At 63.2% G+C, this 23,889-nt stretch carries 23 protein-coding genes and 1 tRNA gene; 12 read left to right on the top strand and 12 right to left on the bottom strand.

The annotated features are described in order from the left end of the window. Positions 1-106 precede the first annotated feature (106 nt). On the bottom strand, positions 107-472 hold the full coding sequence (locus AC1D05_RS16715) for a winged helix-turn-helix transcriptional regulator (protein WP_477442166.1): 366 nt from the start codon (positions 470-472) through the stop codon (positions 107-109). A gap of 103 nt (positions 473-575) precedes the next feature. On the opposite strand from AC1D05_RS16715, the gene AC1D05_RS16710 reads away from it, so the two are divergent. Continuing rightward, positions 576-1,688, top strand: a complete 1,113-nt coding sequence (locus AC1D05_RS16710; protein ID WP_477442164.1) for an NADH:flavin oxidoreductase — start codon at positions 576-578, stop codon at positions 1,686-1,688. Between the two features lie 333 nt (positions 1,689-2,021). Here AC1D05_RS16710 and AC1D05_RS16705 read toward each other — a convergent pair. Both AC1D05_RS16705 and AC1D05_RS16700 read right to left on the bottom strand, forming a co-directional pair. After that, positions 2,022-2,098, bottom strand: a tRNA-Arg gene (locus AC1D05_RS16705). A gap of 279 nt (positions 2,099-2,377) precedes the next feature. Further along, complete coding sequence (locus AC1D05_RS16700; RefSeq protein WP_477442162.1) at positions 2,378-3,865, bottom strand: ATP-binding protein; 1,488 nt, start codon at positions 3,863-3,865, stop codon at positions 2,378-2,380. 281 nt (positions 3,866-4,146) lie between these two features. Between AC1D05_RS16700 and rpmH the strand changes: the two genes are divergently transcribed. The 4 genes from rpmH to AC1D05_RS16680 all read left to right on the top strand — a co-directional run bounded on the left by rpmH (position 4,147) and on the right by AC1D05_RS16680 (position 7,235). After that, positions 4,147-4,281, top strand: a complete 135-nt coding sequence (gene rpmH / locus AC1D05_RS16695) for a 50S ribosomal protein L34 (RefSeq protein WP_008833937.1) — start codon at positions 4,147-4,149, stop codon at positions 4,279-4,281. A 14-nt stretch (positions 4,282-4,295) separates the two neighbouring features. Continuing rightward, the gene (rnpA, locus tag AC1D05_RS16690; protein WP_027040889.1) at positions 4,296-4,649 is read left to right on the top strand and encodes a ribonuclease P protein component; all 354 of its coding nucleotides are present in this window, start codon (positions 4,296-4,298) and stop codon (positions 4,647-4,649) included. A 14-nt stretch (positions 4,650-4,663) separates the two neighbouring features. After that, positions 4,664-6,475: a membrane protein insertase YidC gene (gene yidC, locus AC1D05_RS16685; protein WP_477442160.1), complete on the top strand. Its 1,812-nt coding sequence runs from the start codon at positions 4,664-4,666 to the stop codon at positions 6,473-6,475. Between the two features lie 199 nt (positions 6,476-6,674). Then, entirely contained in the window at positions 6,675-7,235 is a 561-nt protein-coding gene (locus AC1D05_RS16680; RefSeq protein WP_477442159.1) for a fasciclin domain-containing protein, read from the top strand. 193 nt (positions 7,236-7,428) lie between these two features. Here the strand turns inward: AC1D05_RS16680 and AC1D05_RS16675 are convergent, their stop codons facing one another. Continuing rightward, positions 7,429-8,976, bottom strand: coding sequence for a DHA2 family efflux MFS transporter permease subunit (locus AC1D05_RS16675; protein ID WP_477442157.1), 1,548 nt, complete (start codon positions 8,974-8,976; stop codon positions 7,429-7,431). Then, complete coding sequence (locus tag AC1D05_RS16670; protein WP_477442155.1) at positions 8,973-10,274, bottom strand: HlyD family secretion protein; 1,302 nt, start codon at positions 10,272-10,274, stop codon at positions 8,973-8,975. The genes AC1D05_RS16675 and AC1D05_RS16670 overlap by 4 nt, the downstream gene beginning before the upstream one ends. A 351-nt stretch (positions 10,275-10,625) precedes the next feature. Here AC1D05_RS16670 and AC1D05_RS16665 point away from each other — a divergent pair, with 351 nt between their 5' ends. The 3 genes from AC1D05_RS16665 (at position 10,626) to yihA (ending at position 12,356) form a co-directional block, all read left to right on the top strand. After that, entirely contained in the window at positions 10,626-10,940 is a 315-nt protein-coding gene (locus AC1D05_RS16665) for a hypothetical protein (RefSeq protein ID WP_477442153.1), read from the top strand. A gap of 121 nt (positions 10,941-11,061) precedes the next feature. Beyond that, positions 11,062-11,700 carry a CatB-related O-acetyltransferase gene (locus AC1D05_RS16660; protein WP_477442152.1) on the top strand — a complete coding sequence of 213 codons (639 nt, stop codon included), beginning with the start codon at positions 11,062-11,064 and terminating at the stop codon, positions 11,698-11,700. Continuing rightward, complete coding sequence (gene yihA / locus AC1D05_RS16655; RefSeq protein WP_477442150.1) at positions 11,697-12,356, top strand: ribosome biogenesis GTP-binding protein YihA/YsxC; 660 nt, start codon at positions 11,697-11,699, stop codon at positions 12,354-12,356. Before AC1D05_RS16660 ends, yihA begins: the two co-directional genes overlap by 4 nt. Here the strand turns inward: yihA and AC1D05_RS16650 are convergent. After that, positions 12,353-13,102, bottom strand: coding sequence for a TetR/AcrR family transcriptional regulator (locus AC1D05_RS16650; RefSeq protein WP_477442148.1), 750 nt, complete (start codon positions 13,100-13,102; stop codon positions 12,353-12,355). The two genes, yihA and AC1D05_RS16650, sit on opposite strands and share 4 nt — an antisense overlap. Before the next feature lie 127 nt (positions 13,103-13,229). On the opposite strand from AC1D05_RS16650, the gene AC1D05_RS16645 reads away from it, so the two are divergent. Continuing rightward, positions 13,230-14,417, top strand: a complete 1,188-nt coding sequence (locus tag AC1D05_RS16645; RefSeq protein ID WP_477442146.1) for an HlyD family secretion protein — start codon at positions 13,230-13,232, stop codon at positions 14,415-14,417. A 70-nt stretch (positions 14,418-14,487) separates the two neighbouring features. After that, the gene (locus AC1D05_RS16640; RefSeq protein WP_477442144.1) at positions 14,488-16,083 is read left to right on the top strand and encodes a DHA2 family efflux MFS transporter permease subunit; all 1,596 of its coding nucleotides are present in this window, start codon (positions 14,488-14,490) and stop codon (positions 16,081-16,083) included. 117 nt (positions 16,084-16,200) lie between these two features. Here the strand turns inward: AC1D05_RS16640 and msrB are convergent, their stop codons facing one another. The 4 genes from msrB to AC1D05_RS16620 all read right to left on the bottom strand — a co-directional run bounded on the left by msrB (position 16,201) and on the right by AC1D05_RS16620 (position 18,974). Next, the gene (msrB, locus tag AC1D05_RS16635; RefSeq protein WP_027040877.1) at positions 16,201-16,704 is read right to left on the bottom strand and encodes a peptide-methionine (R)-S-oxide reductase MsrB; all 504 of its coding nucleotides are present in this window, start codon (positions 16,702-16,704) and stop codon (positions 16,201-16,203) included. Between the two features lie 226 nt (positions 16,705-16,930). Next, positions 16,931-17,488: a fasciclin domain-containing protein gene (locus AC1D05_RS16630; RefSeq protein WP_477442142.1), complete on the bottom strand. Its 558-nt coding sequence runs from the start codon at positions 17,486-17,488 to the stop codon at positions 16,931-16,933. A 227-nt stretch (positions 17,489-17,715) separates the two neighbouring features. Next, positions 17,716-18,438 (bottom strand): anti-sigma factor, encoded by a 723-nt coding sequence (locus AC1D05_RS16625; protein WP_477442908.1) that lies wholly within the window; start codon positions 18,436-18,438, stop codon positions 17,716-17,718. After that, positions 18,435-18,974, bottom strand: a complete 540-nt coding sequence (locus tag AC1D05_RS16620; RefSeq protein WP_477442140.1) for a sigma-70 family RNA polymerase sigma factor — start codon at positions 18,972-18,974, stop codon at positions 18,435-18,437. The genes AC1D05_RS16625 and AC1D05_RS16620 overlap by 4 nt, the downstream gene beginning before the upstream one ends. Positions 18,975-19,112: 138 nt before the next feature. Here AC1D05_RS16620 and AC1D05_RS16615 point away from each other — a divergent pair, with 138 nt between their 5' ends. Further along, positions 19,113-20,609, top strand: a complete 1,497-nt coding sequence (locus AC1D05_RS16615) for an amidase (RefSeq protein WP_477442138.1) — start codon at positions 19,113-19,115, stop codon at positions 20,607-20,609. A gap of 163 nt (positions 20,610-20,772) precedes the next feature. Further along, positions 20,773-21,666 carry an acetylglutamate kinase gene (gene argB / locus AC1D05_RS16610; protein ID WP_477442906.1) on the top strand — a complete coding sequence of 298 codons (894 nt, stop codon included), beginning with the start codon at positions 20,773-20,775 and terminating at the stop codon, positions 21,664-21,666. Between the two features lie 7 nt (positions 21,667-21,673). Here the strand turns inward: argB and bchE are convergent, their stop codons facing one another. Both bchE and AC1D05_RS16600 read right to left on the bottom strand, forming a co-directional pair. Continuing rightward, positions 21,674-23,239 carry a magnesium-protoporphyrin IX monomethyl ester anaerobic oxidative cyclase gene (gene bchE, locus AC1D05_RS16605; RefSeq protein ID WP_477442137.1) on the bottom strand — a complete coding sequence of 522 codons (1,566 nt, stop codon included), beginning with the start codon at positions 23,237-23,239 and terminating at the stop codon, positions 21,674-21,676. A 113-nt stretch (positions 23,240-23,352) separates the two neighbouring features. After that, positions 23,353-23,829, bottom strand: coding sequence for an Lrp/AsnC family transcriptional regulator (locus AC1D05_RS16600; protein ID WP_477442135.1), 477 nt, complete (start codon positions 23,827-23,829; stop codon positions 23,353-23,355). Positions 23,830-23,889: the final 60 nt, after the last annotated feature.

Here is a 23,889-nt window from a genome sequence, read left to right as displayed (position 1 = left end):
TAGGAAAGGAACTGGTTGCGCAGGCACGCAACACCCAATTCTTGCGATTAGTGGAGAATAAAATTCCGAAGGCTGCTGCCTAGACGGTCAGACTCTCGCCGCACTGCTAGGCACGCCGATCGAACGCGCTTCGTGCCTGGTCGACCGTCTGCATATTCTCGAGCGTCCAGGCGTAGAGTGCCTTGAACGGCACCTGCAACGTGCGGCCGAGCGGTGTGATCTGATATTCGACCGCGACTGGTGAGGACGCGATCACACGGCGCTCGACAAGCCCGTTGCGCTCCAGCCGCCTCAGGCACTGGGTGAGCGCCTTTTGGGTCACCCCTTCAAGCAGTCGCCGGATAACGTTGAACCGCTGCGGGCCGGCGTCGAGGACGGTCAGGATCATCATCGACCACTTGTCGGCGATCTGGTCAAACAGGAGACGACTCGGGCAATCGGGCGCGAAGCGTTGTAGCTGGCGATCGGTCATTTGGGTTTCCTTGAATATACCTAGTCGATCTCAAGTACCTAATTGACCCTAGGTATATAGGATATACCAATTCCGCTCCACATAAACCGGAGCAAAAAATCCCGTGACCGATGTTTCAGCCCTCTTTGAACCCTTTCGTATCAAGTCGCTTTCACTCAAGAACCGCGTCGTGATGGCACCGATGACGCGGTCTAGCGCCCCAGGCGGCGTACCCGGAGAGGCCAACGCCGCCTATTACCGCCGCCGGGCCGAGAACGAGGTCGGACTTATCCTGTCCGAAGGAACGGTGATCGACCGGCCGGGCGCACGCAACGAAGGCGGTATTCCGTTCTTCCATGGCGAGGCGGCGCTGGCCGGCTGGCGGCAGGTGATCGAGGAAGTCCATGCGGCTGGTGGTAAGATGGGCCCGCAAATCTGGCACGTCGGTTCGGTGCCCGGTCTGAGCGGCTGGGAACCTGACATGCCTGTCGAGAGCCCGTCTGGCCTCATCGGCCCCGGTCAGTCACGCGGCACAGTAATGAGTGAGGAGGCGATCGCTGACACGGTCGCAGCGTTCGGCCGTGCGGCCGGCGATGCCCGGAAGGTCGGCTTCGACACGCTCGAGCTCCACGGTGCGCACGGCTATCTGATCGACCAATTCTTCTGGGACGGCACCAATACACGCGAAGACCGCTACGGCGGTGCGAGTGTGAAGGAGCGCGCTCGCTTCGCTGCCGAGGTTGTGTCAGAGGTCCGAGCGGCGGTGGGGCCGGACTTCCCCATGATCCTGCGCGTCAGCCAGTGGAAACAGCAGGATTACGGCGTCCGTCTGGCGCCCACACCCGACGCGATGACCGATTGGCTCCAGCCGCTGGTCGAAGCTGGCGTCGATGTGCTGCACTGCTCCCAGCGGCGCTTCTGGGAACCCGAGTTCCCCGAAATCGACGGCGAATCGGGACTGAATTTCGCCGGCTGGGCCAAGAAGCTAACGGGCGCCGCGACGATCAGCGTCGGATCGGTGGGACTGTCCGGGGATATGCTCGGCGCGTTCATGGGCGAGAGTTCCCAGCCTACCGACCTTGATCGCCTGGTAGAGCGAATGGAGCACGGCGAGTTCGATCTCATCGCAGTCGGGCGTGCACTGCTGAGCGATCCTGCCTGGGCACGCAAGGTTCGCGATGCCGATCTTGAAGCGCTCAAGGGCTTCGAAGCAAGCGCGCTGGCCGAGCTAGCCTGAGGCTCTGCAATGAGACCGGCGCCCTGGGGACGGTCGCCAGTCTCATCGCACGTCGCCGATGCCTTCTGGGCGTTGTGCCGTGTGCCCTGCGTTCTCGGCGAAGACGATCCCGACCCGTTGCGCCTGGGCTCGGGCAACTTTGGCGGAACACTGGCGGGTTCTGCACCCCGATCTGCGGCGTCGGTGCGCACCCCGGCGGCCTTTCGCATAATTGTACCTGCATGCTCCAAATCGTGACCTGCCGTACAGGATCGCAGATGCGGCTGTCGTGGCGTGGAATGGAGTGGTTGCGGGGCAGGATTTAGACCTGCGGCGTCCAGGTTTTTGTGAGATTGGCGCGCCCGAAGAGATTCGAACTCCTGACCCCCAGATTCGTAGTCTGGTGCTCTATCCAGCTGAGCTACGGGCGCGCATCAGGCCATGTTTTCAACGGCCCCGCGATCCGATCCCAAGGACCGGCCGCGAATGTGTGCAGTTCCCTAGCGACTGAATTTGGGAAAAGCAAGCCGATCCGGCAAAAGTTTTGTCGCGAGTTCGTCATCTGGGGGTAACGACCCCGATCCCAAGGCTTTGAAGCTGCCGGGGAGCTGGTCTGATTTCAGGCGGACATGGGAAAAGTCTCGGTGAAGGCTACGGAAAAGCGGCAGGTCTTGAGGGGCAACAGCCTCAGGAAACAGCGGTCAGGCCGTTTACGCCGGGCGGCGCAGGCTGCCGCGGGCCTGGTCGAGCCGCACCGGCTGGTCGGGGATGGTGACCGCGAACGTGGTGCGCCCGCCAATCGACTCGACCAGTTCCACCGTGCCGCCATGGGCCCGGATCAGTTCGTGCGCGATCGCCAGGCCAAGGCCGGTGCCGCCGCTGCGCGCCGAGCCGCGGAAGGCAGCGAACAGGTTTTCGCGCGCCTTCGGCGGCAGGCCGGGACCGGTGTCGGTGACGGCGATGCGGCTGACGCTGCCCAGGCGCACGGCTGACACAGCGAGCCGCCGCACCACGGCGCTCTCGGTGTCCGCCGCCATCGCCTGCACGGAGTTGCGGCACAGATTGGTGAGCACCCGGAACAATTGGTCGGAATCGGCGTCCACCTCGAAAGCCGCCTCGACGGCGTTGATGAACTCGATGCCCTCCTCGATGTCGAGCAGCCCGTGCACGTCCTCGACCAGCTGGCGCAGCCGCACCCGGCGGCGCGAAGGCGGCGGCTCCTGCGTGCGGCCATAGTGAAGCACGCCTTCCGAATAGGAGACGGCACGGTCGAGCGCCCGCAAAAGCTTCGGCGCGAAGGCTTGCACGGTCGGATCCCTGACCTGGCGCAGGCGGTCCGACATCAGTTGTGCGGAGGCCAGGATGTTGCGCATGTCGTGATTGATCTTCGAGACCGCCAGGCCGAGATCGGCAAGGTGTTTCTGCTCGGAGAGCATCTTCTGCAGCCGCTCCTGCATCTGCGATAGCTCACGTTCGGCAACGCCGATCTCGTCGGCGCGGGCGGCGGGATGGATGATGCGCCCGGGATCGTCGGGAGCTTCGGAGAAGGACAGCATCGAGCGCGTCATGGCGCGGATCGGCCCGATCATGATCAGGTCGATCGCGGCATAGACCAGCATGGCCGTGAACAGCGAGATCAGCAGCGAGACGAAGGCGACGTTGCGCGAATAGATGAGCATCGCCTTGCGCAGCGAATAGTCCGGCATGATCAGCTCGAACTCCTTGTCGCTGTCGCCGACCGGCCCGAAAACACGCAGCATCCGGTCACCGCCGAAGAACAGCGTGTCGAGCGCGCCGGTCATGCCCTTGACCATGCCGACGCTGGCCAAGTCGATATGCTCGTCGACCTGCGGCGGCATGTCGGCCACCACCAGAAGCCGCGAGACGCCGCCATCGCGCACCGCGATCGCCTTGGCGCCGATCGCCATCAGCACGTCATTCTGCGCCGTGCGCGACAGCGAGGTCGACTCGCCCTGCACCAGCACGATCGACACCGCGGCGGCCGTGCTCAGCCGCTCCTTGAGCCAGCTCAGCCGGTAACTGGCGATCCAGGGCAGGAAGATGAGCACTTCGGCCAGAAGCACGAAAACGATGGTCAGGAGCAGCAGTTTTGTCGACAGACCGCGCGACAGCGGCACGCCGCGGACGGCGGCAGGCGCCGTGCCGATCCCTTCCCCCGCTTGGCTGATTTCGCTCATGCGACTCTGTCTTCACAATCACTTGATCAGCCAAGATTAGGTCATTACGGCATTTTTGCCAATTTCATCCTTTGGCTGGAATATTAAATTACCGTCATAAACCCTGCATCCTTGGCGCGACGACCCCGGATTGACTTCCAAAACCCTTCTTTCTATAAGCCCGCTCACGCTCGGGCCATTCGTCCCGGCGCGGTTTCGATCGCGCCAAAGCCGGCCCGGCAAAGCTCCTGTTACAAAGTGACAGAATCAAGAAGGGCCGCAACTCCGCGGTATTAAAACAAATGAAGCGTACCTACCAACCGTCCAAACTCGTCCGCAAACGTCGGCACGGCTTCCGTGCCCGCATGGCCACCAAGGGTGGTCGTGGCGTCGTCGCAGCTCGCCGCAACCGCGGCCGCAAGCGGCTCAGCGCCTAAGCGAGACGAGATCGTTGCCCGCAACCGGCAAGCCAGTGGGGCAAAATCCCAAGCGGCTTCTGAAACGCGCGGAATTCCTGGCCGTCCGTCGTGGTGAAAAGCGACGCGGACGGTTTTTCCTCGTCGAGGTCCTGGACCGCGGCGATGGCGGGGTGCCGCGCGTCGGCTACACCGTCACCAAGAAGGTCGGCAACGCTGTTGTGCGCAACCGCGTCAGGCGGCGGCTGAAAGAAGCCGTCCGCGTCCATGCCGCAGATGACATGGTGCCCGGCAATGATTATGTCATCGTCGGGCGCGATGACGCACTGCGCGCCCCGTTCGGCCAGTTGAAGGCCGAACTCTCCCGCCGACTTCGCGGAACACGATAGGCCAAGGGCTCTCGATGGAAAACAACCGGAACTTCTTCATCACCATCGCGCTGTCGGTGTTGATCCTGACTTTGTGGCAGGTTTTCTACATGAACCCGCGCGTCGAGCAGCAGCGCGAGGCAGCCAAGATAGAGCAGCAGCGCGTCGAGGAGCAGAAGAAGGCGGCCGAAGCGGCCAATCCGGGTGCTGCGACACCGGCACCGGCGCCGGGCACCATTCCCAGCGCGCCCGGCGGCGACACCGTCACCGCGGCCGGCCGCGACCAGGCGCTTGCCGCTTCGAAGCGCGTCAAGATCGACACGCCGAGCCTCGAGGGCTCGATCAACCTGACCGGCGCCCGCCTCGACGACCTCAAGCTCAAGCACTACACCGAAACCGTCGACAAGAATTCGCCCGAGATCGAACTGCTCAACCCGCAGGCGCTGCCCACCGGCTATTTCGCCGAGATCGGCTTCGTCGGCAACGACAAGACCGGCGCGGTGCCGGGTGCGGAAACGGCGTGGAGCGTCGACGGCAACCCGACGCTGACCCCCTCGACGCCGGTGACGCTCACCTACACCAACGACAAGGGCCTGACCTTCAAGCGGACCTTCTCCGTCGACGCCAACTACATGTTCACGGTGTCGGACACGGTGCAGAATTCCGGCTCGAGCGCGGTTTCGCTATTCAATTACGGCCGGGTCACGCGCTACGACAAGCCGGCCGTCGCCAGCACCTATGTGCTGCATGAGGGCCTGATCGGCGTCACCGGCACCGAGGGCCTGGCCGAATACAAATACGCCAAGATCGAATCTGAAAAGCAGGTCACGCCGGGCAAGTCGACCGACGGCTGGCTCGGCATCACCGACAAATACTGGGCCGTCACGCTGGTGCCGACCGAAAAGCAGCCTTTCCAGCCGCGCTATGCCTTTTTCGAGGATGGCCGCCACCGCTACCAGTCCGACTTCCTCACCGATGCGATCAATGTCGATGCCGGCCAGTCCGCGACCGTCGAGACAGAGATTTTCGCCGGCGCCAAGGAAGTCGCCAAGATCAACGCCTACGAGGCGGATCGCCATATTCGCCAGTTCAATCTGGTGATCGACTGGGGCTGGTTCTATTTCATCACCAAGCCGATGTTCTGGCTGATCGACACGCTCTACAAACTCTTCGGCAATTTCGGCCTGGCCATCCTCGCCACCACCGTCATCGTCAAGGCCCTGTTCTTCCCGCTCGCGAACAAGTCCTACGCGTCGATGGCGAATATGAAGAAGGTGCAGCCCAAGATGCTCGAGATCCGCGAGAAATACGCGGACGACAAGATGAAGCAGCAGCAGGCCATGATGGAGCTGTACAAGACCGAGAAGATCAATCCGCTTGCCGGCTGCTGGCCGGTGGCGCTGCAGATCCCGGTCTTCTTCTCGCTCTACAAGGTGCTCTACATCACCATCGAGATGCGGCATGCGCCGTTCTTCGGCTGGATCCAGGATTTGGCGGCGCCGGATCCGACCTCGATCTTCAACCTGTTCGGCCTGGTTCCGATCACGCTGCCGCACATGCTGATGATTGGTGTGTGGCCGCTGATCATGGGTGTCACCATGTTCCTGCAGATGCGCATGAACCCGACGCCGCCGGATCCGACCCAGGCCGCGATCTTCACCTGGATGCCTGTTATCTTCACCTTCATGATGGCGGGTTTCCCGGCCGGCCTCGTCATCTACTGGGCCTGGAACAACTCGCTGTCGATCCTGCAGCAGGGCGTGATCATGAAGCGCCAGGGCGCCAAGATCGAGCTGTGGGACAATCTGGTCGCGCTGTTTCGAAAGAAACCGTCGCCGGCGGAGTAGCCGCCCTTCTTCTGCAAAAGAAGCAGAATAGAAACTCTCGCTGTTGTCGAAAAAGCCCGGTTCGTCCGGGCTTTTCTTTGCGCGGATAGTCGTTCACGTTCCCGTGATCGACGAAACTGCCGGCCGCCGCGGGGCGTGACTGCGTGTGCATTTCCAACGGCTATCAATTCCGATCAGCCCTCACCCGGAGGAAGACCATATGCGCTTGCCGTCATTCAGGACCATCGCCTTTTCCGCACTCGTCGCCGGCGTGGCGATTGCCGCGCCCGCCTACGCCAAGAACCCGAATGTCGGCGGTGCGCCGATGTACACCACCAAGAACATCGTCGAGAACGCCGTCAACTCGAAGGACCACACGACGCTGGTCGCAGCCGTCAAGGCCGCCGGCCTAGTCGACACCTTGCAAGGCGCCGGTCCGTTCACCGTCTTCGCGCCCACCAACGAAGCCTTTGCAGCACTTCCGGCCGGGACGGTCGACACGCTGCTCAAGCCCGAGAACAAGGACAAGCTCACCAAGGTGCTGACCGCGCATGTCGTGGCCGGCAAGATCTCGGGCGCCGAGATGATGAAGAAGGCCAAGGCGATGGGCGGCAAATATGAGATGAAGACCGTCTCGGGCGACACGCTCACCGCCGAAGTCAAGAAGGGCAAGCTCTACATCATGGACGAGTCCGGCGGCGAGGCGAAGGTGACCATAGCCGACGTCAACCAGTCGAACGGCGTCATCCACGTCGTCAACAAGGTGCTGTTGCCGAAGTAACAGCTTCCGGCGAAAGGGGGCAATGGCAGCTCGTTGGGCTTTCTCGGCCTGCCCATCCCCGCCTCATGACGAGGTGCCACGTTTCTTGGGAAGCCGTATCGGCGAGGCCGGGGTCCTGTAGTCCCTCACAGGGCCCCGGTTTCGTTTGAGGGGGCGTGCATGGCGGTCCCCGCGCAGCAGCCGGGCCTCGGCCTCACTCCATCACGGCGCTGTGGTCGACTTTGGCCGGCGTGCCTGGTTTGCGCAGCAGGAGAACCAGCGGAATGGCGGCCAGCGACAAGATCATCATCAGCTTGAAGTCGTTCATGTAGCTGATAACAGTCGCCTGCAGCGTCACCACGCCGTCAAGTGCGGCGCGACCGGCGGCGGTATAGGGGTTCATCGCCTGCGCGATCGCCGGATTGCCGAACGCCTGGTTGAAGGGCGTCACATAGGTGGCAATGTTGGCATGGTTGATCTGCACATTCTGCGTCAAAAGCGCGGTGACCACCGATATGCCGACGCTGGAGCCGATGTTGCGCGACAGATTGTAAAGCCCGGTGCCTTCCGCGCGCCGCTCCGGCGCCAGCGTGGCGAAGGTGATGGTGGTCAGCGGCACGAACAGGAAGCCCAAGCCCGCGCCCTGCACGAAGCCGGTGCTGATGATCGTCCATTGCGAGACATCAGGGGTCCAGCCCGTCATGTCGTACATCGCCCAGGCGGTGACCAGCAGGCCGGTCAGCAGCAGCCAGCGCGTATCCACCTTGCCGATCAGTCTGCCGACCAGGAACATGCACGCCATCGTGCCAAGGCCACGCGGGCCCATGACGATGCCGGCCGTCACCACGGGATAGCCCATCAGCGTCTGCAGATAGGGCGTCATCAGCGCCAGCGAAGCGAGATAGGTGATGCCGATGATGAAGATGAAGATCATGCCGACCGCGAAATTCCTGTCGAGGAACAGCCGCGGATTCACGAAGGTGTTTTTGGCGGTGAAGGTGTGGACGAGGAAGATGTAGAAGGCCGAAGCACAGATCAGCGCCTCGACGATGATCTCGGAGGACGAGAACCAGTTGAGCTGCTCGCCGCGATCGAGAAACATCTGCAGCGCCGCGATGGTGATGCTGAGCATGCCGAAACCCAGCCAATCCAGCCTTGCCTTGATGTCCAGCTTGGTTTCCAGGACAAACAGAGAGACGCCGGCGAAAGCCAGCGCGCCGATCGGCACGTTGATGTAAAAAACCCAGCGCCAGCTGATGTTTTCGGTCAGCCAGCCGCCGATGACCGGCCCGAGCACCGGTCCGACCATGACGGAAATGCCGAACAGCGCCATCGCCGAACCGCGCTCTTCCACACTGTAGATATCGAGCAGGATGCTCTGCGACAGCGGCACCAGGGCTGCGCCGAAAAAGCCCTGCAGCAAGCGGAAGCCGACGATCTGCGGCAGCGACTGCGCGAAGCCGCATAGGACCGAGGCGACCACGAAGCCGGTGATCGAGGTCAGAAGGATGCGCTTGCGGCCGAAGCGGTTGGCGAGGTAGCCCGAAGGCGGGGTCATCACCGCCGCCGCGACGATGTAGGAGGTCAGCACCCAGTTGATCTGGTCGGCACTGGCCGACACGCTGCCCTGGATGTAAGGCAGCGCCACATTGGCGATGGTCGTGTCCAGCGCCTGCATGATGACCGCCAGGATCACGCAAGCTGTGATGGCGCCGCGATTGGCGACCACCGGTGTGGCACCTGCCGCGGTCGCGCTGCTCATGATTTCTGTCCGAACCGGTTCAGGAGGTTGGTGATGAAGTCCGGCAGGCCGCGCGCATGGCCGGTCTCGACGTCGACCACGACGCTCATCCCGCCACGCAGCGGCAGCTTGCCCTGGGGATCATCGACCGTCACGCGCATCGGGATGCGTTGCACGACCTTGACCCAGTTGCCGGTGGTGTTCTGCGCCGGCAGCAGCGAGAAGCTCGACGACGAGGCGGGGCTGATCGAAGCAACCGTGCCGTGCCAGACGGCACCCGGATAGGTGTCGACGCTGATCGTCGCCGTCTGGCCCGGCCGCACATAGGTCAGCTCGGTTTCCTTCGGCTCCGCCTCGATCCACAGATCGGTCGACGACACCAGGCTGAAGGCCGGCTGCGAAGCCGGCAGATACTTGCCGACCTGCAGCGCGTCGACATTGGTGACGACGCCGTCGAACGGCGCCTTGACCACGGAATCGCCGAGGTTGCGCTGCGCATCGTCGATGCCCGACTGGGCCTGCAGGTAGAACGGGTTCTTCTCCACCGGCTGGTCGGCATCGCCGCCCAGCTGGGCAAGCATGGCCTGCGCCTGCGCCTTGGCGACGGATACTTTCTGGCGCGCGGCGACGAGGTCGTGCTGGGCGCTGTCGAAAGACGCCTTCGAGGCGGTGGAGGTCTTCAGCAGGTCCTGCTGCCGCTGAAAGGCGGCCTCGTAATAGGGAATATCGGCCTGCGCCTGTTCGATCTGCGACAACGATTGCTGGTAGCTCGCCTGCAGTGTCAGTACCTGGTTGCGCACGGTCCCGAGCTGCGCCTGGGCAGCGGCGAGAGCGGTTTCGAAGGAGGCCGGCCGCAGGCGAAAGAGCACGTCGCCCTTTTTCACGGCCTGGTTCTCGTGCACGTCGATCTCCTGCACGGTGCCGGAGACGTCGGTGGAAACGCCGAGCGACTGCGCCTGGATATAGGCATTGTCCGTCGACATCACCTGGCCGCCGGTCACATAGTAATAGCCGCCAACCACCAGCGCCACGGGAAGCAGGGCAAACAGCACCGGCCGCGTCAGGCTACGCTTCGGCTTGACCGGGGCAGCCGCAGGAGGGGCAATGGCGGCAGGCGCCTGCTGCGGCTGCGGCTCCTTGGCCGGAGCCTCGAGTGCCGCGGGTTCCAACGCGACCGGCGCTTCCAGCTCGTCATTGTCGATGACGACATTGGCGCGCCTCTGTTCGCGTTCGCTGTCCAGCCGGATGATCTGGTCGCCGCTGCGACCTGTTGAAGGGTCGTCTTCGGCAGGCTTCTTGGGGGATGTTGATTCAGCCATGTACTTTCTCCCGGTCGACGGCTGGCTGGGTGCAAGCCGCGAGCAGATTGGATTTGATCAAGCTTAGGGTTTGGGCGCGGGTCAGCCCCAACGTCCGCGAACGCTGCTCAAACCGCTTTCGAAGCAGGCGCGCGACGTCGTGCAGCACGAAGCTGATATTGGGCGAGGAGGACATGGGAGGAGATCAGGTTCTAGGGACAAGATTTCGTGAGCATGCTTATTATCATCATGCACATAATCCTGCTGGACGGCGCGCGCAAGACGGGCTAAGCCGCCAAAAAGAGAAAATTGCATGGGCCACGACACCGAAGACGCGCTTGGCGGTGGCAATTTCCCGGCAAGGATTTGACGATGAATTGGATCAAGATCGCAGCTGTCGCGGCTCTCCTGGTGTACCCCGGTATCGCGTTTGCAAACGAAGCGGTCAGCTGCGGTGGCGCCGCCATGCTGGGTGGGGCGCAGTTGAACTGCAGCCACGTCAAACCCGCCGCACCGCCGCAATTCTGCACGTTTAGCTGGGATCTCCACACCACGGCGGGCGATCAGAAAGTCGTTGAAGGCAGCTTCCTGCTGCCGCCCGGATCCTCGAACGTCACCGTCTACCAGGGCAGCGGTTTCGACAGTGCGCTGTCCAATCCGATCGTCATCTGCCGCGGCAACAAATGAGCTTGTTCGTCACGGAAGACTCGCTCATCAGCCGATTGGTGCTATAGGGCGGATCACGTTATTTTGACCAGGCGCCCGCGGTTGCGGATGCGCCTGTCTGCCAATTTCCGGACGAACCGACATGGACGGACCCAACCCCGGCATCAAGCACCCGATCCCGATGCACACGCGCGTCGGCTTCCTGAAGCCGCTGGTGACGGAGCCGAACATCGAGATCGGCGACTTCACCTATTATGACGACCCGGACGGGCCGGACAAATTCGCGCAGAAATGCGTGCTGCACCACTATCCCTTCATCGGCGACAAGCTCATCATCGGCAAGTTCTGCGCCATCGCCGAAGGCGCGCGCTTCATCATGAACGGCGCCAACCACGCCATGTCCGGCTTTTCGACCTACCCGTTCAACATTTTCGGCCATGGCTGGGAAAAGGGCTTTGACCCGGCGACATGGTCGAAGGAGGTACGTGGTGACACGGTGGTCGGCAGCGATGTCTGGATCGGCATGGAGGCGGTGATCCTGCCCGGCGTGGAAATCGGCCATGGCGCCATTATCGCCGCCAAATCCGTGGTGACGCATGATGTACCGCCCTATGCGATCGTCGCCGGCAATGCGGCCAAAATGGTGAAGATGCGTTTCGACGACAGGACGATCAGGCGGCTGCTGGCCTTGGCATGGTGGGACTGGCCGGTGGACAAGATCGGCCGCAACCTCGACGCCATCAGGGGCGCCAACATCTCTCTTCTGGAGGCAGCAGCTTGAACGCTCTGAACAGCACCGTGATCACCACCGATCTCTTCACGCGCGGGTGGATTTTCATCCGTGGCGTGCCGGCCATGAAATTCCTGCCGCCGGAAGGGCCGCCGGAAATCGCCTTTGCCGGCCGCTCCAATGTCGGCAAGTCGTCGCTGATCAACGCGCTGGTCAACCAGAAGGGGCTGGCGCGCACCTCCAACACGCCGGGGCGTACGCAGGAGCTCAACTATTTCGTGCCGGATGGATTTTCGGGCGAGGGCGCCGATCTGCCGCCGATGGCCCTGGTCGACATGCCGGGCTACGGCTACGCCACCGCGCCCAAGGAGAAGGTCGACGAGTGGACCAAGCTGGTCTTCGACTATCTCAAGGGCCGGGTGACGCTGAAGCGGGTCTATGTGCTGATCGATGCCCGCCACGGCATCAAGGCCAAGGACGACGAGGTGCTGTCGCTGCTCGACAAGGCGGCGGTGTCCTACCAGATCGTGCTGACCAAGACCGACAAGATCAAGGCCGCCGGCGTGCCACGGCTGATCGAGGAGACGCTGGTCAAGATCAAGAAGCGTCCGGCGGCGTTTCCGTTCGTCCTGGCGACGTCATCGGAAAAGGGCGAGGGCCTCCAGGAGTTGCATGCCGCGATCGTGCTGGCCGCCAATGGCGGCTAGGCCTTTGCCTCCAGGGCAATCATTGCGTGGCTTTCTTCCGCCGCGAGCTGTTCGGTGCCATAGGCCTTCAGGAACATGTCGACGCCCGACCTGACGATGTGATCGATTTCTTCCTGGCTCGGAGCCTTTGTTCGGTAGGCGAAGATGCACTGGCGGAACAGGCCGGCCAGGCACAATTCGGTGAACTGATAGGCGGCAAGATCGACATCGTCGATCTTGAGCATGCCGCGTTCGATGGCGGCATTGAGGAATTCCATCACCTTGTCATGGCCGCGTTTGGGGCCGCGCTCGTAAAACCGCGCCCCCATGTCGGGGATTCTGTCGGAAGCGCCGATCACCGTGCGCTGCGCCTGGATGACCCTGGCCGAGGTGATCTTCATCGATAGTACCTTGCCGAATTTCACCAGCGTCTGGCGCAAATCGTCGGCGCGGTCGAGCATGTCGTACATATTCTTGAAGATGGTGCCGCGCTCTTCCTCGATCAGCGCTTCGAACAGCTCTTCCTTGTTAGCGAAGTAGACATAGATCGTGCCCTTGGAGACACCGGCTTCGCGCGTGATGTCGTTCATTGAGGCGGCCTCGAAGCCCTTCTCGATAAAGACACGGCGGGCGCCATCGATGATCTGGCTGCGCTTGACCGGATCCTGCCCGGCCGCCGGGCGCCCACGACGCAGGGTGTCCAGCAGATCGCACTCTTCCTTGTCGATGCTGGGGGAGGTTTCGGCATTGGGTAAGGTTTCGGCCATAGGGTGACACCTCGAAAATAATTCGAACCAACCGGTTCGATTGCCTCTTGATATGGTCCTCTTTTCACGCTATGTCAACGGCCGGATCGAACCGAACGGTTCAGTATTATTACTTTAGAGAGATGTCATGTCCTCGAACGCGCCCACCACTGCCGAAGTCCGCCCTTTCCCCAACGCCAAGGTCGCTCCGGCGACCGAAGCTCCGGAAATTCCCGTCCATCCGGTCGCACCGCCGCCTGCCGCTGAAGCTCCGGCCAAGAAGAAGCGCTCGGTGCGTTCCTTCCTGCTGCCGATCATCGGCCTTGCCCTGCTGAGCGGCGGCGCCTGGTACGGCTACGACTACTGGACCACGGGCCGCTTCATGATCTCGACCGACGATGCCTATGTCCAGGCCGACATGGCGTTCGTCTCGCCCAAGATTTCCGGCTATGTCGACCAGGTCAAGGTCAGCGAAAACCAGGTGGTGAAGGCAGGCGACCCGCTGCTGACGATCGACGATGGTGACTACAAGATCGCTGTTGCCCAGGCCGAGGCGCAGATCGCCACATTGAGCAAGACGCTCGACCGTATCGACGCGCAGACCAAGGCCGCGCAGGCGTCCCTGCAGCAGGCCCAGGCACAGAAAGTCGCCGACCAGGCCGCCGCCGACAACGCCGCTCGCGGTCAGCAGCGCGCCGCGCAGCTGGTCAAGACGCATGTCGGCACGCAGGCGCAGTTGGACGATGCCCAGACCGCGCTCGACCAGGCCAATGCCGCGCTGGTCGGCGCCGATGCCCAGATCGCCGCCGCGCAAGCCAATATCGGCGTGTTCGAGGCGCAGCGCGCCGAGTCGGCGAGCACGCTCGCCTCCCTGCAGCTCAGCCGCGACAAGGCCGCGCGCGACCTGTCCTTCACCGTGCTCAAGGCGCCTTATGACGGCGTCGTCGGCAACCGTTCCGTCGAGCAGGGCGACCTCGTCAGCCCCGGCCAGAAGCTCGCCGTCGTGGTGCCGATGGACAAGCTCTACATCGTCGCCAACTTCAAGGAGACGCAGCTTGCCCGGCTGGTTCCTGGCGAAAAGGTCAACATCTCGGTCGACGCCATCGACGGCCATCCCATCCAGGGAACCGTCTCGTCGCTGGCGCCGGCCTCAGGAGCGGTCTTCTCGCTGTTGCCGCCGGAAAATGCCACCGGCAACTTCACCAAGGTGGTGCAGCGCGTCCCGGTCCGCATCGACGTCCCGGCCGACGCCCTGAAGACCGGCAAGCTGCGCGCGGGCTTGAGCGTTGTCGTCAACGTTGACAGCCGCACCGCACCTGCCGCCACGACCAATTAAGCTTTCGGAGGGCGGCTCGGTGGCTGACTAAGCACTGAGCCGCCCGGCCTGCCTCAAGGAGGCCCATGTAATGGCAACCGCAACCATCACCGCAGGAGCGCCGCCGGCGCGGCCGGCGGTTCCTGAAACCATTTCGACGCGGCGCGTCATCGCCTTCCTGGCGATGGTGTTCGGCATGTTCATGGCGATCCTGGACATCCAGATCGTCTCGGCCTCGCTGGCCGAGATCCAGGCGGGCCTCAGCGCCAGCTCCGATGAAATTCCCTGGGTGCAGACGGCCTATCTGATCGCCGAGGTGGTCATGATCCCGCTGTCGGGCTTCCTCAGCCGCATGCTGTCGACGCGGGTGTTGTTCACCATTGCCGCCGCTGGCTTCACCGCGGCCAGCGCGCTGGCCGCCACCGCCACAAATATCGACCAGATGATCGTCTACCGCGCCGTGCAAGGCTTCATTGGCGGCGGCATGATCCCGAGCGTCTTTGCAGCCGCCTTCACCATCTTCCCACCCTCGCGCCGCGCCATCGTCTCGCCGATGATCGGCCTGGTGGCGACGCTGGCGCCGACCATCGGTCCGACCGTCGGCGGCTATATCAGCCACGCCTTTTCATGGCACTGGCTGTTCCTGGTCAACGTCGTGCCCGGCATCCTGGTGGCGACCGCCGCCTGGTCGCTGATCGATTTCGACAAGCCCAATCTCAAGCTGTTCAACAAGTTCGACTGGTGGGGCCTCGCCGGCATGGCTGCCTTCCTCGGCTGCATGGAATACGTGCTCGAGGAAGGCCCGAACAATGACTGGCTGCAGGACCAGGGGGTGTTCATCTGCGCCATCGTCATGACCGTCGGCGCGGTGATCTTCTTCTGGCGTGTTTTCACCGCCGAGGAGCCGATCGTCGACCTCCGGGCCTTCAGCAACATCAACTTCGCCTTCGGCTCGCTGTTTTCCTTCGTCATCGGCATCGGCCTCTATGGGTTGACCTATCTCTATCCGGTCTTCCTCGGCCGCATCCGCGGCTACGATTCGATGATGATCGGCGAGGCGCTATTCGTCAGCGGCCTGGCGATGTTCATCACCGCGCCGATCTCCGGCATCCTGTCGAGCAAGATGGATTTGCGGCTGATGATGATGATCGGCTTCTTCGGCTTCGCCGCCGGCACGTGGTGGATGACGCATCTGACCGCCGACTGGGATTTCTATGAGCTGCTGATCCCGCAGATCCTGCGCGGCTGTTCGATGATGCTGTGCATGGTGCCGATCAACAACATCGCGCTTGGCACCTTGCCGCCCGACCGGTTGAAGAATGCGTCCGGCCTGTTCAACCTCACCCGTAACCTCGGCGGTGCCGTCGGCCTTGCCCTCATCAACACCGTGCTGATCGACCGCAATGCGTTCCACTATGCAAGGCTGGCCGAGCATGTGCAGTGGGGCAGTGCTGCCGCGCAGACCAAGCTGCAGAACATGACGCTCAATTTCGAGCAGGTCACGGGTCTCGATGCCACCAGTGCCGCGATCACCAAGCTGTCGGGCATGGTCCAGCAGCAGGCGGCGCTGCTCTCCTTCATGGATGTGTTCTACATGCTGACGGTGCTGTTCGCGACGCTTGGCCTGTTCACCATGCTGATCAACAAGCCGGCCGCGCCCGGTGGCGGCGGAGGCGGTGGGCACTGACAGAAGAACCATGCGCGGCGGTTTCGGGAAGCTCCTCCAGTCCACGCCCGAAAAGCTCTGACCGCGCAAAAAAACTCCGGGCCGCAAGACCCGGAGTTTTTTGCATTTATAGCTGGTTCAGGCCGTGGCGGGCTTGAAGGTCAGCGCCACGCCGTTGATGCAATGGCGCAGGCCGGTCGGCGCCGGACCATCGTCGAAGACGTGGCCGAGATGGCCGCCGCAGCGGCGGCAATGCACCTCGGTGCGGGTCATGCCGAGCGACCGGTCCTCGGTCTTGCCGATGCCATTGGCGATCTCTTGCCAGAAGCTCGGCCAGCCGGTGCCGGAATCGAACTTCGTCTCCGAGGGATAGACCGGCAGGTCGCATCCGGCACAGGCGAAGATGCCTTTGCGGTGTTCGTTGAGCAGCGGGCTGGTGCCGGGATACTCCGTGCCCTCCTTGCGCAGCACATCGAAGGCAGCCGGCGACAGGATGGCTTTCCACTCATCGTCGGTCTTGGTGACCTCGAATTTCTCGGCGGCCTGCGCGGGCTGCGGGCTGCCCATGCGCAGCATGGTTGCCGCGGCCCCGACGACGCCGAGGGCGGCTACACCGCTCAAAAGAAGATCGCGACGGTTCATGACCAGTTCCTCCTGTCGTTTCTTTTGCCAAACTATACCGCCACGCAGAAATCAAAAAGCCGGTGACGGTTGCCCTCAACGACACTCCGCGCCGGTCCACGGTTGACCGTGGGCGGCGCGGAGCACGCGTGTCGTTTGCAGGTCACGGGAGCGAGACTATGCAATCGACGGAGAGCTCTTGCTGCAGGTTCGTCGCGGCAAGCCCTTTGTTACATTTTCGGCCCGATCACATCTTCGGGAGCAGAACCTTGTCGATGACGTGGATGACGCCGTTGGACTGCTCGACATCGGCGATCGTCACATTGGCGACGTTGCCGTTCTCGTCGGTGACGGTGACCTTGCCGCCCTCGGCCTTCAGCGACAGCTCGCAACCACCGACCGTCTTGACCTTATGGGTGCCGCCGTCAGCCTTGGCCATCGCGGCGACGTCCGCTCCCATCGCCTTGGCGCCGATGACATGGCAGGCCAGAATCTTGGTCAGCTTGTCCTTGTTCTCGGGCTTGAGCAGCGTGTCGACCGTGCCGGCCGGCAATGCGGCGAAGGCCTCGTTGGTCGGTGCGAAGACGGTGAACGGACCGGCGCCCTGCAGGGTCTCGACCAGGCCGGCAGCCTTGACCGCGGCGACCAGTGTCGTGTGATCCTTCGAATTGACGGCGTTCTCGACGATGTTCTTGTTGGCAAACATGGCGGCGCCGCCGACCATCGGGTTTTCGGCATAGGCAGCGGTGGCGAGCGCTGAAACGGCAATCGTACCGGCGAGAAAAAGGGTGGCGAATTTACGCATGATGTCAAAACTCCTCGGGTTTTCTCTTCCCATTTTTGGGGACGCGAGGAGATACGGAACACAAGCGCGCGAGTTTCAGAATATTTTTTGGATTTTTAATTTTATCGCTCGGCGAAGAGATTTATTGGGGTGCAACGGTTTGCCGGCTCACATGCTTGTTTAGACATGCGTGGCATAAGATAGACTGAAATTATTCTGACAACGGTTTCGCGGTGAGGAGAAGCGGCTCAGATGCTCTTCAGGTCGCCCGCGGCCACCACCGGTCCGGTCGGCTGCCCTGTCGGCGAACCGCCGGCAGGCTCCAGACTGACGGCCAGCACCGCGCCCTGGGCGAGCTTCTGCTGGGTGGCGGGCGAGACCCCGATATGCGCGGTCGCACCGGCCGGGATGACGCCCATCGAGACCGGGGCGTTCTTGCCCTCGATCATCCAAAGTTCGAAGTCCTTGCCGGAAGCCAGCGTGCCGGAAACATGCGAAAGGCTGACCTCATGCCGCTCGGAATCATAGACGGCGAGATATTTTACGTCGCTGCCGTCGGCGGCCAGCGAGGCGACAAGCCGCGCCTGCGGCTGTTCGGCGGGCCGATTGACGTAGGGCACGGCGACATAGAGAGCCAGAGCGGCAACAGCCGCCACGGCAAGGCCGCGCCAGAAGGCAAGGCTGGACCAGAAGCCGGCGCCTGCCTCGGCTGAAGTGGCCGCGGTCGATGCAAACAGCCGGCGATCGACAGCCACCTTCACCGAAGCCGGCGGCTCGACCTCAAGATAGGCGGCGGCTAGCGGCGAGAGGTGAATCTCCCAGCCATCGACGAGCCGCGCGAAATCGGCCTCGGTGTCGATGCGCCTGCTCGCGATCTGCCGCTCTTCCACCGGCAGAACGCCGAGAACGTATTCGGCGGCGAACAGGTCGTCGCCCCCACGTTCCGGTCCATTGTCCTCTGCCAGTGTCATCTTTCCAGACATTCTCTGAGTTTCATCAGGCTGCGGCGCAGCCAGGTACGCATCGTGTTCAGCGGCACGCCGTGGCGCTCCGCCAGTTCGGCATAACTTTCGCCCTTGAGATAAGCGCCCCGGACGGCCGCCGCCCGGTCCTTCTCCAGCTCTTCGAGACAATGATGGATGCGTTCGGTCTCGTCGCCCGCCACCACCATCGCTTCAGGTCCCGGTGCCGGATCGGCCACGTCGAGCGCGGCATCGATATCGGCGGCAGGCTTGCGCCGCGCCCTTACGCGATCGATCGCGTGGTTGCGTGCGATCGCCACCAGCCAGGAGATCGGGCTCAGATCGGAGACAGCAAAACGATCCGCCTTCGTCCATATCTTGACGAAGACCTCTTGCAGCGCTTCTTCCGCATCTCCCCGGTCGTTCAATACACGAAGGCAGACGCCGAAAAGTTTCGCGCTGGTCTGCCGGTACAGCAGATCGAACGCAGCCCGATCCTTCATCGAAGTCCGGACGATCAGCTTGGTGATGTCCTGCGGCGTCATGCGGGTCAAATTAGGCGATTACGCTGTATTTGCAACGCCGGAAATATTCCATGCACCTAAAGTTCCGGCCTCCGGGCGCAGGCTTCGATTGCCAAGGGAATCGCCGCTGGCTAGCTTGGCGGGAGTGGGAGAGCGCAGATGTCGGTCGAACGGATCCTATGGGAAGAAGACGCGACCGGCCTCGCTGGTCTGGTGCGCAAGGGCGAGTTGTCTGCGATCGAATTGACCGAAGCGGCGATCGCGCGCGCCGAGGCCACGCGGCCTGAAATCAATGCCACGGCCGAACCGCTCTATGACGCCGCACGGGCGCGGGCGAAAACCGTCGACCGCTCGCTGCCGCTGGCCGGTGTGCCCTTTGCCATCAAGGATCTCGGCATCGCCATCAAGGGCGTGCCATCGCATGGCGGCAGCCGCATTCCCGCATCGGTGCCCGACGTCAATTCGGTGATGACCGAGCGCTATCTCGCTGCCGGACTGATCCCGATCGTCACCTCGACATCGCCGGAACACGGGCTGCGGCTGATGACCGAATCCAAGGCCTTCGGCATCACCCGCAATCCGTGGAACACCGGCCACACCAGCGGCGGCTCGTCGGGTGGTGCGGCAGCCCTGGTTGCCGCCGGCATCATGCCGGTGGCGCATGCCTCGGATGGCGGCGGTTCGATCCGGGTGCCTTCCGCTTGCACCGGGCTGGTCGGCCTCAAGACCTCGCGCGGCCGCATCCCGCTGACGCCGCTGGTCAGCGAAAGCTGGTACGGCATGGTGGTCGATCACGCCGTCACCCGCTCGGTGCGCGATTGCGCATTGCTGCTCGACCTCACCCACGGTCCCGACGCCTTGTCGCCCTATGCGGCACATCAGCCGAAGGGCACGTTCGCCGCCGCCGCGGCGCGCGATCCCGGCAAGCTCCGGCTGGCCGTGTACCGCAAGTCGCCGCTTGGCCTGCCGATCTCGACCGAGACAATGAAAGCTCTGGACACGGCGGTGGCGCTTGCGCGCGAGGGCGGCCACACGGTCGAGGAGATCGACCTGCCCTTCATCGGTCGCGATTTCTTTGCCGACTTCTGCAGGACGGTTGCATCAGCCGTCGCCGGCACGCTGCGGGGGGAAGCGTTGCGCGTCGGCCGTTCCGTTACCGGCGACATCGAGCGCGCGACGCGGGTGCTCGGCCGGTTGGGCGAAATGGTCTCGGCCGGCGAGATCTATGCCGGCCTGCAGCGGCTGCATGCCGCCTCACGCCGGATGATCGAAGAAACCGCGCAGTATGACGCAGTGCTGATGCCTGTTATCGCGCATCCGCCGCTCGCCTGCGGCGCCATGGATCCGAAAGGCGCCGATGAGCTGATCGAAAACCTGCTCGACAAGCTTCACCTGACGCCCTTGCTCAAGCTGAAACCCTTGTTCGGCCAGCTGATGGACAAGAGCCTTTTCTTCACCCATTGGCCGGCGATCCACAATGTCAGCGGCCAGCCGTCGATCGCGCTGCCAGTCCATGTCACCGAGGCCGGCCTGCCGCTCGGTATCCAGGCCGCCGGCCGCCCGGGCGACGAGGAGACGCTTTTGTCCTTCGCCGCACAGATGGAGAAGATCTCGGGTTGGCTGAAACGGCGGGCGCCGCTGATGGTGCCGTCATGATGACGAGGCCGTGAGCTCGGCGAATATGACAGCAATGCCATTTGCCCCCCGCGCCAATTCCCGCTAAGACGCCGCCGTCTTTACCTCATGCATGTCGCCCAAAAGTGCCCAGCGGTTTTGGGACAACGACATGCATAAAATCAAAAGCCAGGGAACCACGCCGATGACGGAGATAACCGCCACCGCCGAAATGCAGGCCGCCCTGCTTTCGCGGGCGCTGCCCTACATGCAGCGCTACGAACATAAGACCGTCGTGGTGAAATATGGCGGCCACGCCATGGGTGACCTCGATCTCGGCAAGGCCTTCGCCCGCGACATCGCGCTGCTCAAGCAATCCGGCGTCAACCCGATCGTCGTCCATGGCGGCGGCCCGCAGATCGGCGCCATGCTGGCCAAGATGGGCATCGAATCCAAATTCGAAGGCGGCCTGCGCGTCACCGACCAGAAGACGGTCGAGATCGTCGAGATGGTGCTGGCCGGTTCGATCAACAAGGAGATCGTCGCGCTGATCAACGCCGAGGGCGAATGGGCGATCGGCCTGTGTGGCAAGGACGGCAACATGGTGTTCGCCGAAAAGGCCCGCAAGACCATGATCGACCCCGACTCCAACATCGAGCGGGTGCTCGATCTCGGCTTCGTCGGCGAGCCGGTCGAGGTCGACCGCACGCTGCTCGACCTTCTGGCGCGTTCCGAGATGATCCCGGTGCTGGCGCCGGTGGCGCCCGGCCGCGACGGCCACACCTACAACATCAATGCCGACACGTTTGCCGGTGCCATTGCCGGCGCTTGCCAGGCAACACGCCTGCTGTTCCTGACCGACGTGCCCGGCGTGCTCGACAAGAACAAGAAGCTGATCGACGAGCTGACCGTGGCCGAGGCCAGGGCGCTGATCAAGGACGGTACGGTGTCGGGCGGCATGATCCCCAAGGTCGAGACCTGCATCGAAGCCATCGAGCGCGGCGTCGAAGGCGTCGTCATCCTCAACGGCAAGACGCCGCATGCGGTGCTGCTGGAACTCTTCACCGAACACGGCGCCGGCACGCTGATCGTGCCGTAGTCGATTGTCAGCCGGCTAATCGTTTCGCCGGCAGCTCGTGACTTGTGACGACAAGAGGCGCCGGCTTTCGTACCGGGCGTTGAACGATCATCGATTCCTCTTCCGCGTCCTGCGGTGCGCCCCAGAACTCGGCAAGTGTCGGGCCGTCTTTCACCCTGATGTCGCGGACCAGAAAGCCCCACACCTCGCGAAACCAGACCCGGCGACCCATTTTCGTGTACCAGCGCATCGAATGCCGCTGTTCGGGATCGGGGTGGAACAGGATGCGTGCCAGCGCCTTCGGCCGCGACTGCACCGCCACTTCGATCAGCTTGACGCTGAAGAACAGCATCCACGGCTTCAGCCGGGTCATCTGCAACACCTGATGCTTGTAGTCCCACAGGCGAGCATCCCTCTGGATCACCTTGCGGTCGCGGGCGATGCGGAAGAAAGGCGTCCAGCGATGCGGCGTCACATAGAGCGCCTGGATCTGGTCGGGATCGTAGGCGATGAGCTGGCGAAAGCCACGCCACAGGTCGCGAAACCCTTCATCCTCGAAGCCGGCCACCCAGGTCGCCATCGACAATATGCCATGCTTTCGCAACAGCCTTATCGCCTCGCGGTCGGATGAGGTGCTGCCGCCCTTGCGGATCAGTTGCAGCGTCTGTTCGTCGGTGTTTTCCATGCCGAGCAGCCAGCGGATGACGCCCGCCTTGCGGTAGAGATGCAGGATGTCGGCATCGCGCACGATGTCGTCGGCCCGGGTCGAGCCGACGATCAGCACCGGCACGTTCTCGGCGATCAGCGCGTCGAGAAAGGCACGCCAGGCCTTCTTCGAAACCGTCGGGTTCTCGTCGGCGAGATTGATCAGCTCGACGCCATGCTCGCGGTGCAGCCAGGCGATCTCCTGTGCGAACTTCTTGGGATCGCGGTGGCGCCAGCGGGTCCAGAAACCACGCTGGCCGCAATAATTGCACAGATGCGGGCAGCCGCGCGAAAACTGCATGACCACGGCACGCTTGCCGCCCCAGTAGCTGTATCTGCTGTGGTCGATCAATTCCCAGCCGACACGGTAGGCGTCGAGCTCGGCAATGGTCATCGCGGCCTGCGTGGCGAAAGGTCGGCGCAGGTCATCGCGAAAGGCGATGCCGGCGACGCTCGCCGGCGGCTGGTGCATTTCCAGCGCCTCGACCAGCGCCACCACGGTCGCCTCGCCCTCGCCGCGCACGATGAAGTCGAAGACGTCGGTCGCCGCCAGTATGTCGCGCCAGTGATAGGTCGGGAAGACGCCGCCATAGATGATGATGGTCGCCGGTTCGTGCTGCTTGATCATCCCGGCGATCAGCAAGGCGGTCGGGTGCGCTGAGGTCGAGCCGGAATGGCCGATCAGGACGAAGTCGGGAAAGTCATCCAATGCGTCGCGCACGACGCTATCGAGCGGCATCGGCCCGAATTCGGCATCGACCAGCCGCACTTCGTGGCCGGCATCGATCAGCGGGCCGCCGATCGCCAGCAGGCCAAGCGGCGGCAGATGATCGTCCGGCACGCGGCTGCCGATGGCGGTATGCGGCGGATTGATCAGGACGATTTTCATGGCGGACCTCACGGGAGATTGGTCCGCGTATGCTGGCCGGCGATGTGGACGCCCGATTGGCCCGTTTCAGCAGTTTGCGTGCAGCTTTTCCTCAGGAACGCCGGGGATGCGCGTCACCTCCTGAGATGCGCGAGCGGCACGTGGCCTGGCCCCTTGATGTTCTGCAGCACCAGCTGCGTGTGGACGTCGCGCACGCCGGCGAGCCGCATCAGCCGGTGCATGACGAAAGCGTTGAGCTCGTCGACCGACGGCACCATGACATGCAGCAGGAAGTCGTGGTCGCCGGTCATCGTCCAGCATGACGACACCTCGTCCATGCGCTGCACCGCGGCGATGAAGCTTTCGGGCGAGCCGTCGCTGTGGCTGACCAGGCGCACCTGGATGAACACCTCGACCATCAGGCCGACGGCGCGGCGGCTGATCACCGCGGCAAATCCCTTGATGATGCCGGCATCCTGCAGCGCCTCGAAACGCCGCGCGCATGGCGTCGTCGACAGGCCGATCTCCTGCGCCAGTTCGGAGACGGGCTTGCGGCCGTCGCGCTGCAGGACATCGAGCATCTTGATCTCGAAATCGTCGAATTGAGGCATTTTCCCTCCTCCCATGCGGATTGGGAGTGAATGCTATCTCGAATATTGCCGGAGCGCCAT

Source organism: Mesorhizobium sp. P2_E9 (assembly GCF_056403815.1).
Note: the sequence above shows the minus strand (reverse complement) of the source record. Positions and strands in the feature narration are given on the sequence as shown.

Bases quoted from the DNA above. Each gene is read 5' to 3' on its own strand.
- AC1D05_RS16620 (WP_477442140.1), bottom strand. From the start codon at position 18,974: ATGACGCCGCAGGACATCACCAAGCTGATCGTCCGGACTTCGATGAAG.
- AC1D05_RS16665 (WP_477442153.1), top strand. From the start codon at position 10,626: ATGAATTGGATCAAGATCGCAGCTGTCGCGGCTCTCCTGGTGTACCCC.
- AC1D05_RS16675 (WP_477442157.1), bottom strand. From the start codon at position 8,976: ATGAGCAGCGCGACCGCGGCAGGTGCCACACCGGTGGTCGCCAATCGC.
- AC1D05_RS16630 (WP_477442142.1), bottom strand. From the start codon at position 17,488: ATGCGTAAATTCGCCACCCTTTTTCTCGCCGGTACGATTGCCGTTTCA.
- yidC (WP_477442160.1), top strand. From the start codon at position 4,664: ATGGAAAACAACCGGAACTTCTTCATCACCATCGCGCTGTCGGTGTTG.
- AC1D05_RS16650 (WP_477442148.1), bottom strand. From the start codon at position 13,102: ATGGCCGAAACCTTACCCAATGCCGAAACCTCCCCCAGCATCGACAAG.
- AC1D05_RS16625 (WP_477442908.1), bottom strand. From the start codon at position 18,438: ATGACACTGGCAGAGGACAATGGACCGGAACGTGGGGGCGACGACCTG.
- AC1D05_RS16700 (WP_477442162.1), bottom strand. From the start codon at position 3,865: ATGAGCGAAATCAGCCAAGCGGGGGAAGGGATCGGCACGGCGCCTGCC.
- AC1D05_RS16670 (WP_477442155.1), bottom strand. From the start codon at position 10,274: ATGGCTGAATCAACATCCCCCAAGAAGCCTGCCGAAGACGACCCTTCA.
- rpmH (WP_008833937.1), top strand. From the start codon at position 4,147: ATGAAGCGTACCTACCAACCGTCCAAACTCGTCCGCAAACGTCGGCAC.
- AC1D05_RS16640 (WP_477442144.1), top strand. From the start codon at position 14,488: ATGGCAACCGCAACCATCACCGCAGGAGCGCCGCCGGCGCGGCCGGCG.
- AC1D05_RS16660 (WP_477442152.1), top strand. From the start codon at position 11,062: ATGGACGGACCCAACCCCGGCATCAAGCACCCGATCCCGATGCACACG.
- msrB (WP_027040877.1), bottom strand. From the start codon at position 16,704: ATGAACCGTCGCGATCTTCTTTTGAGCGGTGTAGCCGCCCTCGGCGTC.
- AC1D05_RS16600 (WP_477442135.1), bottom strand. From the start codon at position 23,829: ATGCCTCAATTCGACGATTTCGAGATCAAGATGCTCGATGTCCTGCAG.
- bchE (WP_477442137.1), bottom strand. From the start codon at position 23,239: ATGAAAATCGTCCTGATCAATCCGCCGCATACCGCCATCGGCAGCCGC.
- AC1D05_RS16615 (WP_477442138.1), top strand. From the start codon at position 19,113: ATGTCGGTCGAACGGATCCTATGGGAAGAAGACGCGACCGGCCTCGCT.
- argB (WP_477442906.1), top strand. From the start codon at position 20,773: ATGACGGAGATAACCGCCACCGCCGAAATGCAGGCCGCCCTGCTTTCG.
- AC1D05_RS16680 (WP_477442159.1), top strand. From the start codon at position 6,675: ATGCGCTTGCCGTCATTCAGGACCATCGCCTTTTCCGCACTCGTCGCC.
- AC1D05_RS16645 (WP_477442146.1), top strand. From the start codon at position 13,230: ATGTCCTCGAACGCGCCCACCACTGCCGAAGTCCGCCCTTTCCCCAAC.
- AC1D05_RS16715 (WP_477442166.1), bottom strand. From the start codon at position 472: ATGACCGATCGCCAGCTACAACGCTTCGCGCCCGATTGCCCGAGTCGT.